Raw genomic sequence first — 13,149 nt, 5'->3', positions numbered from 1 at the left:
CACCGCCCCCCGTTCGGGATCCTCCGGATGTGGCCCGACGTCGGGGACGGAGAGCCGATCTACCTCTGGACTGAGTCCTACGACCGGTCCCTACACATCACGACGAGGGACTTCACGGCGGCCGTCCACAACGACGTCGGACTCAGCTACCGACTGGAACCGGGTGACGACGCCGAGCGGGTGTACTACCTCCGACCCGACACGCCGAACCTACAGCCCGGAATCTACCGACTCCCGATCGAGGTCGACGTGTTCAAGGAGGACGAATCGCTCGCCGAGCGTCGGTTCGAGGCGACCGTGGTCGTCGCGGAGGACGATCACTGACGGCGGGGAGATTACGCCTCGAATACGGACACGCTATCCGACTACCCCCGGTTCTCCTCGAACCACTCGCGACCGAACTCGACGAGCGGACGCATCCGACAGAGCGTCGCCTCGGCCTCACCGGCCGGTCCACGGCGAACCGCTCCCGGACGCTCCCGCTCGAAGTCGGTTTCCAGGGCCCGAAAGTCCCCTTCGCTCTCGATCTCCTCGAACATCGGCCACTCGCGTTCGCCGTCCACGAGCACCGGTGCGCCGTTCTCCCCGTAGCGGGCGTTCGCCGCCCGGTTCTCCGCGAGGTGCAACGAGGTGTTCGCCGTCACGCCGAGACGGAGTACGTCGGAATCGAGATCGCAGAGCGTGGCGAGCGGAGAGTTCTCGCCGTGGGGCCGGTCGAGCGCGTGCCCCGAGACGACCCGTTCGGCCGCCGCGCCCCACGCCGCGACCGAGTGCGTCGGATGGTCGCTTCGCAGGACGCCGGGATAGGTACGAAAACACTCCGCGACCGCGCCCATCATCCGCGTCGGGGTGACCTCCTTCCTGTACGGTGGTGCCGTCTCACGGATCCGTTCGATCCAGGGATCGGGAACGGGTGGGTTCTCCCAGCGAGCGGGATCCGAGAGCTGCGTCGAGTGCGTCGGCATCGCGAGCGTCCCTGCCTCGGTGAGCACCTCCCGCAACGAATCGACGACCGCGGGCGCACCACCCGAAACCCAGCCGAGCGCCGAGAGCGAGCAGTGGACGAGGACCGCGTCCCCGGGTTCGAGCCCGAGCGTGCGGAGATCACTCTTCAGCCGGTCGACCGTCACCGGCTCGTCCGAGCGCTCGATCGCCTCGCGTTCTCCCATACCCCGACCACTCGAGACCGGGGCAAAACTCCGACGGGCGGAAAACGGCTATCGCGCTCGGGCGGCTACACCCGCCATGACCGGAACCGTCGAGTCGCTGTTCGTCGCGAGCGAGGGATCGGCACTGATGGAGCGCGTCGAGTCGGTCGAGGCGGTCCCAGGAGGGCTTGCGGGCGACCGCTACCAGCGCGGGACGGGTCACTACGCCCCGTTCGACGTCTGCGAGGTGACGCTGATCGCGGCAGAGGACCTGGAGGCGATCCGCGAGGAAGCCGGGATCGACCTCGGCGGGGGACAACACCGGCGGAACGTCGTCACGCGCGGCGTCGACCTCGAGGAACTGCTCGGCGCGACGGTCGCGGTGGGCGAGGCGCGGTTGCGCGGGACCCGACGGCGGCCGCCCTGCGCGCACGTCGAGCGCGTGGCCGAGGAGACGGGGCTCGCACGGGCATTGCGCGGGCGCAGCGGGATCTGTGCGGACGTCGTCTCGAGCGGTGAGATCCGGGTCGGCAATCCGATCGAGGTCGTCGAGGTCGATTCGCGGACCGTCGGCCGGGAGATCGCAGAACGGCTCGGGGGCCGGGGACGATCACGGGTGTGCGAGCGTGACGCACGACCGCCACACGGGTAACCCCCGAGGCCCCCTCTCGTCACCTATGACCGAACGGAACGAGCGACGCCTCACCCGGCGGGCGCTGCTCGCGACGATGGGGGTCTCGACCGCCGCGCTCGCGGGCTGTACGGGTAGCGGTTCGGAGGGGCCGTACGGCACGGGGGACGACGGAACCGACGCTGATCGCGAACGGGGCGAGGACGGGGACGAGAGTGAGGACCCACCCACCAGGGAGGCGGTCGTGCCGCTCGAGCACGACCTCGAATCGTTCACCGAGAGCGTGTTCTCGGGCGGGGTGAGCCAGGACGGCATCCCCTCGATCGACGACCCCGAGTTCGAATCGATGGACGAGGTCGACGGACGGCTCGACGACGGCGATCCGGTGTTCGCGGTCGAGGTGGAGGGCGACGCCCGGGCGTACCCGCAGTCGATTCTCGTCTGGCACGAGATCGTCAACGATCGGGTTGGAGGGCTCGACGTCGCGGTCACCTACTGCCCGCTGACGGGCACCGCGATCGGCTTCGAACGCGGCAGGACCGAGTTCGGCGTGTCGGGGAGGTTGGTCAACAGCAACCTGATCATGTACGACCGAGCGGGAGAGAGCTGGTGGCCGCAGGTGCTCGGAACGGCGATCGACGGCCCGAACGAGGGGAGAGCGCTCCGCGAGGTTCCGGTGATCTGGACGACGTGGGAGCGGTTCCGGGAGACCTACCCCGACGGCGCGGTGCTCACCGAACGGACCGGCTTCTCCAGGGACTACGACCGCGATCCGTACGGGGCGTACAACCCGAAACGGGACTACTACGAGGACGATGGGACGATGTTTCGGACGATGCACGAGGACGGCCGCCACGGCCAGAAGGAGGTCTTCCTCGGCGCACGCGGTTCCGACGGGGCGCTCGCGGTCGAGAAAGAGCGGCTGCGGGAGGACCGGCTGCTCGAGACAGACGTCGGCGGTGGCTCCCACCTGGCGGCGTACGATCCCGACCTCGACACGGGCTACGTCTATCGGAACCCCGACGGCGAGTCCGTCGAGGTCGACGGCGAGGGGTACCTGGTCGACGGCGAGAGCCACGACGCCGAGGACCTACCGCTGGAGCGGCTCAACGCCTTCGACGCGATGTGGTTCGCCTGGGTCGCCTTCTACCCCGACACCGAGGTGATCGACTGAATGGGCGCGACCGCACGGGGACGCTCCTGACTCTCGCGGACGACGGCGGTGAGCCGTGGCGCGCTCGCCCGGCGTGACTCCGCCGCGGTCTTCTCGCTCGTCGCTCTCCTCTACCTCCTCGGTTTCCTGTTCGCGATCGGCGACCTGAACGTCCGTCCGGAGGCAGGTCTCTCGCTGTTCGTCGTGGACGACCCACTCTCGCGCATGGTCGAACCAGGACCGGGGCCGTTCGCCTACGAGGGGGTCGCGACGATCGATCTCCTCCTGTTCAGATACCTCCTCTCGCCCGTGAACCTCGCGATCGGGCTCGGCCTCTCGCTGCTGGTCGGACTGAACCTGGCGCTCTCCTACCTCGCGATCACCCAGCCAAAATCCTGTGGGATCGGCACGAGTACGGGCGTTCTCGCGTCGGTTCCCGCGCTCGTCTCCGGGACCGCGTGCTGTGCGCCGGTGGTCTTCCTCGTCTTCGGGATCCAGGCGAGCGCCGCTCTCCTCACCGTCTTCGTCTGGCTGCTCCCGATCGGCGTGGTGTTTCTGGTCGGTAGTCTCGCGTACGTCTCGACCGAGGTCGATCCGACCGCGCTCGGAACGGCTCCGGGCGCGAGGTGAGCGCCGCGACGAGGGTGGGGACCGGTCGTCCGTTCATTCCGAGCGAACGGGCAGAGGATCACCGCCTTCGCGTCGGGTCCGCTCGACGCGTCGGAGCGGTGTGGACGGGAACGGTGCTACCGGAGTTCGCCCCAGGTCCCGACTAGCTCGCCCTCGACGAACCGGCGCTGTTCGAAGCCCAGCGCGTTACAGAGCATCGTGTGACCCATGAACGACACCGCGTAGTCGGCCATCCCGAACGGGTGCAGTTCGCGCTGGTTCGCCGGTGGCAGGGCCGATCCGATCAGGTTGATCTCGGCGTCGCCAGCCGACAGAGAGCCGGCGGCTACACCCCCCACACCGTCGCCGCTCATCCGTCCGGCGACGTCGCCACCGGCGGCCGCGAACGCGTCGTCGTCGACGACGGTGGCCGGTTGGTCGTTCGTATTTGGGACGTATCCCACCTGCGGGCTCTTCCATATCTCGTGCTGCAGGTTCCGGATACCCGACAGCAGGTAGTGGTCGAAGTCCCGGTCGAACAGGTTCGCGATGCCGACCTCGATGCTCTGGAGGTCGTCCTCGGAGATATTCGCCGCGTCGCCCACCTCCAGCGCGTCCAGCAGGTAGAGACCCGTGTCGGTGAGCACGAGGTCACCGCCGGCCTCGACGAACTCCTCGATCGCCTCGACGTAGCGGTCGTCGTCGCGCCCGACGTCGTGGGAGATCACGACCTTGTCGTACCGGCGCCGGCCCGATCGGCCTCTCATCAGCCGGCCGACCCGCACGTCGTGGACGCGCAGTCCGTCCATACCGCCGTCCTCGAGGTGAGGTTCGAGATCGGCGAAGAACTGCATCGGGTTGACGACGTACTCGGTCTGCTCGTAGCCGAAGGCCTCCCAGGGGTCCGGGTGCTCCTCGTCCGTCTCGATCGTGACGAACTCGACCTCGACGTCGCCCTCGCCCTCGTACTCGACCGACCAGTCGCCAGAGGCGGGGTTCGGTACGTAGAACCCCGTCTCGTCGCTCTCGGCGAGGTCGATCTCGCGAACGACCTGGCCACCGGGGTTGAGGAGTCGCACGACTCCCTCCTCGGCGTCTCCGGCGTCGAACTGCGCGGCCAGCGAGTGAGTTCGTTCCTCGGAGGACGCGCTCGCGCTCCCACCGGGACCGGGCTGGACGGTCCCGTGACGGCGTCGAACCTCCGTGGCGCGGTCCTGCCCGCGGCCTCGACCCCTGCCGGGGCTCTCGTCGGTGTGCGAGAGGTCCGCCGACCGGCGCGTCAGTTCGTCGGTGGTCACGTAGGCCGTGTCCTGACCGTCGGTGGCGACCGTCGCGTTCGTATCCGCGGCACAGAGCCTGGCGTACTCGAGCTGGGAGAGGTAGTAGGCGGTCTCGAGGTGTCGCTCGATGTACGGTCGCCAGTTCGTCGCGTCGCGCATCCCCAGTTCGGGGGCGACCGTGATGGCGCCCAGGCCGCCGAACTCCTCGGGCTGGCCGGCCCAGCCGAGCAGCCCACCGGTGATGTTGTAGCCGAGCGAGTCGTAGATCGAGCCGTAGTCGAACAGGGTGTTCGGGACGTAGTTCGACCGCCAGCTCGTGTCCGCCCCGGCCCGGATGGTGTCGTCGGCGATCGCATCGGGACTCCCCCAGTAGTCCTCCATCGCGGCACCGATCCGCCGGTTGACCTCGTCCAGGTTGTGGGTACCGTCGTGGTCGTAGGCGGCGTTGGACTCGAGGTTCAGCACCATCTGACTCGCCCACCCCATCATGTGGTAGTCACAGAGGTACTCGACGTTCTCGTACGCCCGGAGATGCTCGACGGTCGCCATCGCGTCCGGGACGACGTCCCAGTAGCCGACGTCGTAACCGGGGCGAACGTCGGGCTCGTTGCCGGCGTCGGCGGGCCAAAACGAGGGGTTCGCCCAGCCGATCGTCGGGTATTGGCGGTTCGTGTCGAGCAGGGAGCCGTTCCCGCGGTAGTGCGAGAGCTGGTTGGGGCTCCAGAGGGTAGGCTTCCGGATGGTCCACCCGTCCGGGTTGATGTAGACGTAGACGATGGCGATGTCGTCGAGCAACGGGTTGAAATCCTCGGCCTCCCCCTTCGCGGCGCTCTCGAGGATTCGGCTGCCGGCCTCGACGCCCGCGCGCTCGTTGCCGTGGATGCCGACGATGAACACCGCCTTCTCCTTCTCGGCGAACGCTTCGCGGTCCTGCACGTCGTTGGTCAGCTCCGCGATGTAAATGTCGCGCTGGTCGGGATCCTCGCCGGTGAACACGTTCGGCCAGCCAGGTCCGTGGCCGATCCGCTCGACGCTGACCATGTCGGGGTACTCCTCGGCGAGGTGGTCGAGTGCCTGGCCGGTCTCCCCGTGAGAGGTCCAGTCGCGGGCGTCCTCGACTCGCGGGAAGACGTCGAACTCCTCGACGTACTCGGGGAAGACATCGTAGTCGCCGTAGGGCTCTTCGAGTGTCCAGAACGGGTTCGCGCCGGGCGAGTAGTCGACGAACTCGATGCCGTCGAACGTGTCGAGGGCGTCAGATAGCTCGGCTTCGGTGAGGTAGGCGTGCGCGGCCGGCGTCGGCTCCTCGCGGTAGACGACCTTCGTCGCGCGAAGGTCCTCGTCGATGTCCCAGTCGGGTTCGCCGAACTCGTCGTAGAACGAGTGTACCGAATCGACGTCCTCGAACTCGAGGACCAGCGTCGCCTCGTAACTGTCGGGTGTAGCGTTGACGACGAACTCGCCGAGGTCAGTCACTCGGTCGTCCGAGACCTCTGCCGATACCGCACCCGGGAGGGTGAGTGCGGCGCCGGTCGCGGCCGCGACGCTCAAGAAGGTGCGCCGCCCGATGGTGTCACCGTCGAAGGCACTCTCGTCGAGTTCCGTCGCCTCCTCGTAGGTATAACGGTTCGATTCTTCATCCGGATTGGATACCGTATCAGGTCGTGTTTCTTGTTTGCTCATAGGCATCTGTGTGGAAATGACCCCCACACAGGACTGTAAATACAATTACCGATAATAAATCTAGCTAGTGGGATTGAATATTATTCTAAAATTGTGTATTATTTTCTAGTTGGATAGTTCGTTTTATCTAGTTGAGCGATTACTGTTTCTGGTAAGGATTCTCGGTTTCGGGCTACCTACGAGACGGAATCGAACGCTACCTCGCGAGCGAGTAGGCGATCACGCCGCCGAAGGCGACGAGGTAGTAGAGCCAGATCGGAGCGTCGACTATCCGAAAGGCGAGCGAAACTGCGAGTACCCACACGACGACGAACGCGAGGTCGACGAGAACGACTCGCCAGGGAACCGAGCGGAGGGCCTCCGTGAGCCGATCCGACGGCCGGGACGATCCGGAGGGGCTCATGTATCCACCGCCTGGGTGTCGAACGATGTGAGCATGGTTAGAAGTGGATCCCGTACTCCTCCAGCAGGTGGTAGCCGGCGGTCCCCCAGATGAAATCGGCCCCCGGCCACCAGGTCCGGGCGTTGCTCATCCCGCCGACGAGGACGTACTCCTCGGGGCGCTCCTCGTCGACGTGGAAGTTCACCGAGCCGCTGTCGCCGTCGGTGAACGACTCCTCGTCGCCCCACTTGAGCTGTCCCTCCCTGCAGAGCTCGCCGGTGAAACAGGTCACCCCGTCGATCCCCTCGATCCGTCCGCTGGTCTCGTCGGTCATCGCGCCGAGTTTCGTCAGCGGTTCCCCCCGAGCGGCCAGCTCAGCCAGACCCGCCTTCGTGTACTGCCCGATGACGCGAGAGGGAAACGCCCGTTCGATCTCGGCTGCCGGACGGTAGCCGTCGACGGGCGTCGCCACGACGAGATCCGCCAGCGGATAGCCCCGGTGGACGTCGCCGATCCGACGGGATTCGTCGTCGTGAACGACCGACAGCGGTTCGCCCCGGTGTTCGGTCTCCTTCGTCCCGCCCTCCCCGTACAGGTGGTTCGAGGTCCCGAAGAACCGCGATCCGCTCTCCGCACCGAACAGCGCCGGAGCGAGCGTCCCGACGCTGTCGTCGCTCTCACAGAGAACGCCGCCCGGGATCCGATCGGGATCCAGCTCCGCTATCTGGTACGGCTCCGGTGACTCGGTACCCGTTGCGGGTGCTGGAGGGACCTCGTCGGCGACGTTCAGGTCGAGGGGCACCGTATCGAGGATCGGTTCGAGACGCTCGCGTACCCCCTCGTCGGTCGCCGTGACCGAGAGTGACGCCTCGTGTCCGTCGAAACTACCGGGAACGACGAACGATTCGATCAGCGGGGAGAGCTCCAGCTCCCGGATCCGATCCTGGGCCGCGAACGCGTGCCGGAGGCTCTCGTGCCAGGCGGGTGGCACCTCCTTCGTTCGGGGCACTAGGGTCGCCGAGTCCGGCTCCGGGCGAGCCAGCGCGTACGTGATCGTCCCGGGGTCGTCCGTGGAGACGTAGTCGGCGCCGAGACCGAACGCGAGGACGCCACACACCCCCACGTTCACCCCCGTTCGAAGCATCCGACGACGTCCCACGGTGGACCCGTCTCCGGCGGTCGTCCCCGTCCGGGCGTTCGATCCCCCCTCCGTCACCGTGCTGTGTCCCCCAACTCGGTTCGTACACTGACGCCGATCACTAATGAGATTTATTTCACTGTTCGTAGGTGTCCGGCCGATCGCGGGCGTCGAAAACAGCGGTGGTCGACCCCGCAGGTTCGAATCTCGAACACCTCGGCTGACACGACCGAGCGGCGCTCGGCGAGCGCGACGTCGGCTTACGCCTCGTCGAAGAGCTCCTCACCCTCCATCATGTGCTCGGAGACCGCGTCCATGTCGAGGGTGACGCCCAGTCCCGGCTCCTCGGGAATCTCGATGTAGCCTTCCTCGATGACGTCCTCTTCGACCAGGTCCTCCCACCAACCGAGCTGATACGAGTGGTACTCGACGGCCAGCGAGTTCGAAATCGCCGCGCCGACGTGTGCGCTCGCGACCGTACCCACGGGAGAGGCGACGTTGTGCATCGCGACCGGAACGTAGTAGGTGTCGGCGAGATCGGCGATCTTTCGCGTCTCGCGCATCCCGCCGACCTTCGGCATGTCGGGTGCGATGATGTCGACCGCCTGATCCTCGACGAGCTTTCTGTGGCCGTGTTTCCGGTAGACGTTCTCGCCCGCGGCGATCGGCGTCGACGTGAACCGGGTGACCTCGCGCTGGACGTCGTGGTTCTCCGGCGGGACGGGGTCCTCGAGCCACCAGACCGGGAACTCCTCCAGTGCCCCCGCGAGCCGTCGCGCACTCCCCGCCGAGAACGTCCAGTGACAGTCGAAGGCGACGTCCGCACGCGAACCCACTCTGTCGGTGACCGCCTCGACGATCGAGGTCTTGTGTGCGATCTCCGGCTCCCGGAGGTGGCGGTTCGCGCGGTCCTTCTCGTGACCGGAAGGCACGTCGAGGTCGAACTTCAGCGCGTCGTAGCCCAGCTCCTCGACGACGTGTTCGGCCTCGTCGGCGCAGGCGATCGGGTCCGCCTCGTCGGCCGTGTGACAGTCACAGTAGACCCGCATCTCGTCTCTGTACTTCCCCCCTAACAGCTGGTAGGCGGGGACGTCGAGGATCTTCCCCGCGAGGTCGTGGAGCGCGATCTCGATGCCCGATATCGCGGTGACGGTGACGCCCGCGATCGATCCCTCGCCGGACATCTTCTGGACGAGATGCTCGGTGAGCCGGTCGATGTCGAGCGGGTTCTCGCCGAAGAGGAAGGGTTTCATCCGCTCGATCAGTTCGGGCACGCCCGCGCCCCAGTAGGCCTCGCCCGTACCGACGACTCCGGCGTCGGTGTAGATCCGCACGAGCGTCCACGGGAAGTTCCCGTTCACCATCGTCGTCTGGACGTCGGTGATCGTCACGTCGCGGTCGCCCCGCGAGGCACTCAGGTCCATCGATCGGGCGGAGAGATTACGCATCGTGTACTCCGCGTTCGGGTCGTGGAGCTGGGCGTAGTCGCGTACCATACCCCCTCTGTGGTGGTCTTCACCTAAAACGTGGGGATTTCCGAAAGAGGAGTACGGTTCGAGTGAAAACAGCTGAGAGTGCGAAGGCTCGCACTTTTTGCCGCGTGGTTTCCGAGAGGGCGCATGTGACTCGTCGAGGACATGCTCGGTGTCGACGTGGACACGTTCCTAGCGCGGCCGCTGTTCTGTTTCCTCTCGACTGCCACGGACGAGGGGCCGCGGGTCTCACCGCTGTGGTACGACTGGGACGGCCACCACCTCTGGATCGTCGCCGACCCGGTCACCAAGAGCTACCCGGCCCGGATCGAGCGAGACCCGAGGACCGCCGTCGCGGTCGTCGACTTCGACGCGGAGCGAGGGCTCGTCCAGCACGTCGGGATGCGCGGACGGGCGAGCGTCGAGCCGTTCGATCCCGAGCGGGCGAGTGCGGTCTTCTCGCGGTACATTGGCCCGAGAGAGCGGTGGGACGACCGGTTTCTCGGGGTGTTCGACGTACCCGATCGGTACAGGCTGGTCCGGTTCGACCCGGAGACGGTCGTCGCACGGGACCAGTCGTACGCGCCGACGTGACGGACCCCATCCGCCTGTCTTTATCACCGTTCGCGGTCGACGGGGTACATGAGCGAGCAGACGAACGGTCTCGAGCGGATCGTCGACGGCGGCGTCGTCGCCGTGTTGCGGGGAGTCACCGAGGAGACGGTCGTGGAGATCGCGAGGGCACTCGCCGAGGGCGGCGTCACGGCCGTCGAGGTGACGGCGGACACCCCCGGCGCGATGCGGATGATCGAGGAGCTCTCGACCGAGCTCCCCGAGTGGACCGCCGTTGGCGTCGGGACCGTCCTCGACAGCGAGACGGCGCGGGCGGCCTCGCTCGCGGGCGCGGAGTTCGTCATCACGCCGACGCTCGATCCGGAGGTGATCGAGACGGCGAACCGGTACGGACTGGTCGTGATGCCGGGGGTCTTCACCCCGACCGAGGCGCTCCGGGCGTACGAGGCGGGTGCGGACGCCGTCAAACTCTTTCCGGCGTCGTCGGTCGGCCCGGGGCACATCGAATCGATCCACGGCCCGCTCGGTCAGATCCCGATTATACCGACCGGAGGGGTGGACCTCGAGAACGCCACCGAGTACGTAGAAGCGGGGGCGCTCGCCGTCGGCACGGGGAGCGCGCTCGTCTCGGATTCCATCGTCGATCGCGAGGACTGGGACGCGCTGACCGAGCGTGCGCGCGAGTTCGTCGGGACGGTCGAGGCGGCGCGGGGGGAGCGCGGCGAGTGAGGGACCGGAGATCGGGAGGGCGTCATCCCGCCTCCGTCTCGAACGGGTAGCCCTCGCGCCCCCACCGCTCGACGATCGCAGCGACGCCCTCCTCCACCGTCGGATAGGTCGGCTCCCAGGCCGCGACCTCCCGGAAACGGTCGTTCGTGGTCGGCATCGAGCTCGTGAGGAACCGGACCGTGTCGCGTCCGACGGCGAACCGGGCCAGCCAGCCCGGCACCCGGCGGGGCTCCGGTGCGTCGAGCGCGTCTGCGAACGTCCGGAGGAACGTCGCGACCGTCACGGGCCGGTCGTCGACGTGGAAGGTCCCCGAGGCGCCGTCCTCGATCGCTCTCACGTACGCCGTGGCCGCGTCGTCCGCGTGGATCGTCGAGACGACGGCGTCACGACGGCCGAGGAGGCCACCACCGACGATCGGCATCTCGCCCGACAGCAGGCTCTCCGCGATCGCCCGGGTCTGCGCCGAGTCGGGCGCGTAGAACCAGCCGCCACGCAGGACCGTCACGTCTCCGACCCCGTCACGGCCGACCTCGCGGGCGATCCGCTCCGCGTCGACGGCCGACTCGGTCGTCCGGTCGGGGGTGGGCTCCGCCCGTTCGTCGAACGCGCTCCCGTCGGACTGGCGGGCGACCCACACGACGCTCTGCTGGACGAACCGGTCGACCCCCTCCGCCGCCGCGACGACAGCGAGGTTCCGGGTCCCCTCCCGTCTGATGCGGTCGTTTCGCTCCCACTCCGCGGCCGTCGGCTTCGTTCCGGTCGGGATCGCCGTCGCCGCGTTGATCACGACGTCCGCACCCTCGACGCCCTCCCCGATCGAGCCACGGTCGAGGACGTCGCCGCGATGGGGGAGACCGCCTCCCGATCGCACGGACTCGGCACCGGCGTCGTCGCGGACCAACCCCACAACCCCGTACCCGACGTCGGTGAGCCGGTCGACGAGTCGGCGTCCGAGAACGCCCGTCGCCCCCGCGACGAAGACGGTAGCGCACATCGTTCGATCGGTCAGGGAGGGAGACCCTAAATCCACCGGCGGTCGGATCCGGGGGATCAGTCGAGTGCGGCCAGTCGGTTGAGCGCGTAGGCCACCCGGAGCACCTCGGCGCTGGCGCCGCGGTCGAAGACGAGCTCGTCGCCCGAGAGGACGTGTTCGAGCACGTCGTCGGAGGCGTGTTCGGGGGCGGCGGCGATCCCGGCACCCTCCTCGGCGACCCACTCCATGACCCGAAGATCGCTCTTCGAGTCGCCCATCACGAGCGCGAACGGGTCGTCGATAGCGAGGACCGAAAAGGCGGCCTCGACGCCGACGACCTTGTTCAGTTCGAGGCTTCCGATCTCGGCGGCGTCGGCCTCGTAGTAGGCGACGTCGATCCGCTCGAAGAACTCGCGAGCGCGATCGGGGACGTCCCCCGGGTCCGCTTCGCCGATCCCTCCGGATCGTTCGAGCACCGACCGGATCTCCGGGTCGGCGTCGGCGTAGAACGCGCGCGTCCACCCGTGAACCTCGTTTCTCTCCTCTTCGATGCGCTCCGCGACCGCGTCCCCCAGCAGGTCGAGTTCGTGGACGAGCGCATCGTCGATCAGCTCCCTCGCCTGACTCCCCCCGGTCGCGAAGTTCGGCTTCATCGTGACGTTGAACTCGTTGCCCTGGAGGTGACACCCCCGACGGAGGTGGTCGGGTGCGTCGCGGAGCACGCGCGACCGGAGCTCGTCGAAGACCGCGACCACCTCGCTATCCAGGTCCTCGTAGAGCAGCTGTTTCGTGTTCGCGCCGTGGCCGGGCGTGAACACCCCCGTGCCCGCCTCGTAGACGATCGAGAGCTCCCCGGAGTGGACGATCTCGCTGCCCAGCCCCTGGATCATGAACCCCTTCACGTTCTCTAGGGTCTGGCCCGTGCAGATGACGATCGGGACGCCGGCCTCGTGAAAGCGCGTGAGCAGCGAGAGCGTCGACCGGGGAATCTCGTTGTCGGTGTTGCCCGCCGAACGGAGCGTCTCGTCCACGTCGAGTACGAGCACGTTCACCGCCCGCCTGTACTTGGTACACAGATCGAGCGCGGTGAACGCCTGTTCGCGCGTCGCCCGTGCGGCGAGGTCGGCGAACGTCTCGCCCTCCGGGAAGGCCTCGCGGATCTCGTCTTTCATCCCCGCGAGCTCGTCGCTCGCGTTCTGCCAGTGGGTGAGCGCGACCCGCGAGTCGATCGGCGGGAAGAGGTCGACGAACTCCTGGTACTGTCTGACGTGCGCGGTCGGGAACTCGTCGTAGAGCCGGTAGAGCTGGTCGTACCGTTCCATACCACCCATCGTCGCGGCCTCGGCATATACTGTCGCCCACCTCTCGGCCCGCGACG

General features: G+C 67.5%; 13 protein-coding genes. 6 read left to right on the top strand and 7 right to left on the bottom strand.

What is annotated here, in order from left to right:
• Positions 1 to 27 precede the first annotated feature (27 nt).
• Positions 28 to 324, top strand: a complete 297-nt coding sequence (locus tag V2L32_RS08120; RefSeq protein ID WP_331235983.1) for a hypothetical protein — start codon at positions 28 to 30, stop codon at positions 322 to 324.
• Between the two features lie 41 nt (positions 325 to 365).
• Here V2L32_RS08120 and V2L32_RS08115 read toward each other — a convergent pair whose 3' ends face one another.
• Positions 366 to 1,169: an aminoglycoside N(3)-acetyltransferase gene (locus tag V2L32_RS08115; protein ID WP_331235982.1), complete on the bottom strand. Its 804-nt coding sequence runs from the start codon at positions 1,167 to 1,169 to the stop codon at positions 366 to 368.
• Positions 1,170 to 1,245: 76 nt separating this feature from the next.
• Between V2L32_RS08115 and V2L32_RS08110 the strand changes: the two genes are divergently transcribed.
• The 3 genes from V2L32_RS08110 to V2L32_RS08100 are packed head-to-tail and all read left to right on the top strand — an operon-like array spanning position 1,246 to position 3,562.
• A complete protein-coding gene (locus V2L32_RS08110) occupies positions 1,246 to 1,800 on the top strand; it encodes an MOSC domain-containing protein (RefSeq protein WP_331235981.1) in 555 nt (184 codons plus the stop codon).
• A gap of 25 nt (positions 1,801 to 1,825) precedes the next feature.
• Positions 1,826 to 2,953: a DUF3179 domain-containing protein gene (locus tag V2L32_RS08105; protein WP_331235980.1), complete on the top strand. Its 1,128-nt coding sequence runs from the start codon at positions 1,826 to 1,828 to the stop codon at positions 2,951 to 2,953.
• A gap of 48 nt (positions 2,954 to 3,001) precedes the next feature.
• Complete coding sequence (locus tag V2L32_RS08100) at positions 3,002 to 3,562, top strand: hypothetical protein (protein ID WP_331235979.1); 561 nt, start codon at positions 3,002 to 3,004, stop codon at positions 3,560 to 3,562.
• A 116-nt stretch (positions 3,563 to 3,678) separates the two neighbouring features.
• Here V2L32_RS08100 and V2L32_RS08095 read toward each other — a convergent pair whose 3' ends face one another.
• The 4 genes from V2L32_RS08095 to V2L32_RS08080 all read right to left on the bottom strand — a co-directional run bounded on the left by V2L32_RS08095 (position 3,679) and on the right by V2L32_RS08080 (position 9,520).
• Positions 3,679 to 6,504 (bottom strand): M14 family zinc carboxypeptidase, encoded by a 2,826-nt coding sequence (locus V2L32_RS08095; protein ID WP_331235978.1) that lies wholly within the window; start codon positions 6,502 to 6,504, stop codon positions 3,679 to 3,681.
• A 196-nt stretch (positions 6,505 to 6,700) separates the two neighbouring features.
• Positions 6,701 to 6,907, bottom strand: coding sequence for a hypothetical protein (locus V2L32_RS08090; protein ID WP_331235977.1), 207 nt, complete (start codon positions 6,905 to 6,907; stop codon positions 6,701 to 6,703).
• A gap of 37 nt (positions 6,908 to 6,944) precedes the next feature.
• On the bottom strand, positions 6,945 to 8,030 hold the full coding sequence (locus tag V2L32_RS08085; RefSeq protein ID WP_331235976.1) for a hypothetical protein: 1,086 nt from the start codon (positions 8,028 to 8,030) through the stop codon (positions 6,945 to 6,947).
• 254 nt (positions 8,031 to 8,284) lie between these two features.
• On the bottom strand, positions 8,285 to 9,520 hold the full coding sequence (locus V2L32_RS08080; RefSeq protein WP_331235975.1) for a mandelate racemase/muconate lactonizing enzyme family protein: 1,236 nt from the start codon (positions 9,518 to 9,520) through the stop codon (positions 8,285 to 8,287).
• Between the two features lie 141 nt (positions 9,521 to 9,661).
• Here V2L32_RS08080 and V2L32_RS08075 point away from each other — a divergent pair, with 141 nt between their 5' ends.
• The gene (locus V2L32_RS08075; protein WP_331235974.1) at positions 9,662 to 10,090 is read left to right on the top strand and encodes a pyridoxamine 5'-phosphate oxidase family protein; all 429 of its coding nucleotides are present in this window, start codon (positions 9,662 to 9,664) and stop codon (positions 10,088 to 10,090) included.
• A gap of 48 nt (positions 10,091 to 10,138) precedes the next feature.
• Positions 10,139 to 10,798, top strand: coding sequence for a bifunctional 4-hydroxy-2-oxoglutarate aldolase/2-dehydro-3-deoxy-phosphogluconate aldolase (locus V2L32_RS08070; protein ID WP_331235973.1), 660 nt, complete (start codon positions 10,139 to 10,141; stop codon positions 10,796 to 10,798).
• A 22-nt stretch (positions 10,799 to 10,820) separates the two neighbouring features.
• Here V2L32_RS08070 and V2L32_RS08065 read toward each other — a convergent pair whose 3' ends face one another.
• Both V2L32_RS08065 and V2L32_RS08060 read right to left on the bottom strand, forming a co-directional pair.
• Positions 10,821 to 11,792: an NAD-dependent epimerase/dehydratase family protein gene (locus tag V2L32_RS08065; RefSeq protein ID WP_331235972.1), complete on the bottom strand. Its 972-nt coding sequence runs from the start codon at positions 11,790 to 11,792 to the stop codon at positions 10,821 to 10,823.
• A 56-nt stretch (positions 11,793 to 11,848) separates the two neighbouring features.
• A complete protein-coding gene (locus V2L32_RS08060; protein WP_331235971.1) occupies positions 11,849 to 13,093 on the bottom strand; it encodes an HAD family hydrolase in 1,245 nt (414 codons plus the stop codon).
• Between the last annotated feature and the right edge of the window lie 56 nt (positions 13,094 to 13,149).

The organism is Halalkalicoccus sp. CGA53, assembly GCF_036429475.1.
Lineage (GTDB): Archaea > Halobacteriota > Halobacteria > Halobacteriales > Halalkalicoccaceae > Natronorarus > Natronorarus salvus.
This window is presented reverse-complemented; position numbering and strand designations above follow the sequence as displayed.

Bases quoted from the DNA above. Each gene is read 5' to 3' on its own strand.
- V2L32_RS08115 (WP_331235982.1), bottom strand. From the start codon at position 1,169: ATGGGAGAACGCGAGGCGATCGAGCGCTCGGACGAGCCGGTGACGGTC.
- V2L32_RS08105 (WP_331235980.1), top strand. From the start codon at position 1,826: ATGACCGAACGGAACGAGCGACGCCTCACCCGGCGGGCGCTGCTCGCG.
- V2L32_RS08075 (WP_331235974.1), top strand. From the start codon at position 9,662: ATGCTCGGTGTCGACGTGGACACGTTCCTAGCGCGGCCGCTGTTCTGT.
- V2L32_RS08080 (WP_331235975.1), bottom strand. From the start codon at position 9,520: ATGGTACGCGACTACGCCCAGCTCCACGACCCGAACGCGGAGTACACG.
- V2L32_RS08095 (WP_331235978.1), bottom strand. From the start codon at position 6,504: ATGAGCAAACAAGAAACACGACCTGATACGGTATCCAATCCGGATGAA.
- V2L32_RS08060 (WP_331235971.1), bottom strand. From the start codon at position 13,093: ATGGAACGGTACGACCAGCTCTACCGGCTCTACGACGAGTTCCCGACC.
- V2L32_RS08070 (WP_331235973.1), top strand. From the start codon at position 10,139: ATGAGCGAGCAGACGAACGGTCTCGAGCGGATCGTCGACGGCGGCGTC.
- V2L32_RS08090 (WP_331235977.1), bottom strand. From the start codon at position 6,907: ATGAGCCCCTCCGGATCGTCCCGGCCGTCGGATCGGCTCACGGAGGCC.
- V2L32_RS08110 (WP_331235981.1), top strand. From the start codon at position 1,246: ATGACCGGAACCGTCGAGTCGCTGTTCGTCGCGAGCGAGGGATCGGCA.
- V2L32_RS08120 (WP_331235983.1), top strand. From the start codon at position 28: ATGTGGCCCGACGTCGGGGACGGAGAGCCGATCTACCTCTGGACTGAG.
- V2L32_RS08085 (WP_331235976.1), bottom strand. From the start codon at position 8,030: ATGCTTCGAACGGGGGTGAACGTGGGGGTGTGTGGCGTCCTCGCGTTC.
- V2L32_RS08065 (WP_331235972.1), bottom strand. From the start codon at position 11,792: ATGTGCGCTACCGTCTTCGTCGCGGGGGCGACGGGCGTTCTCGGACGC.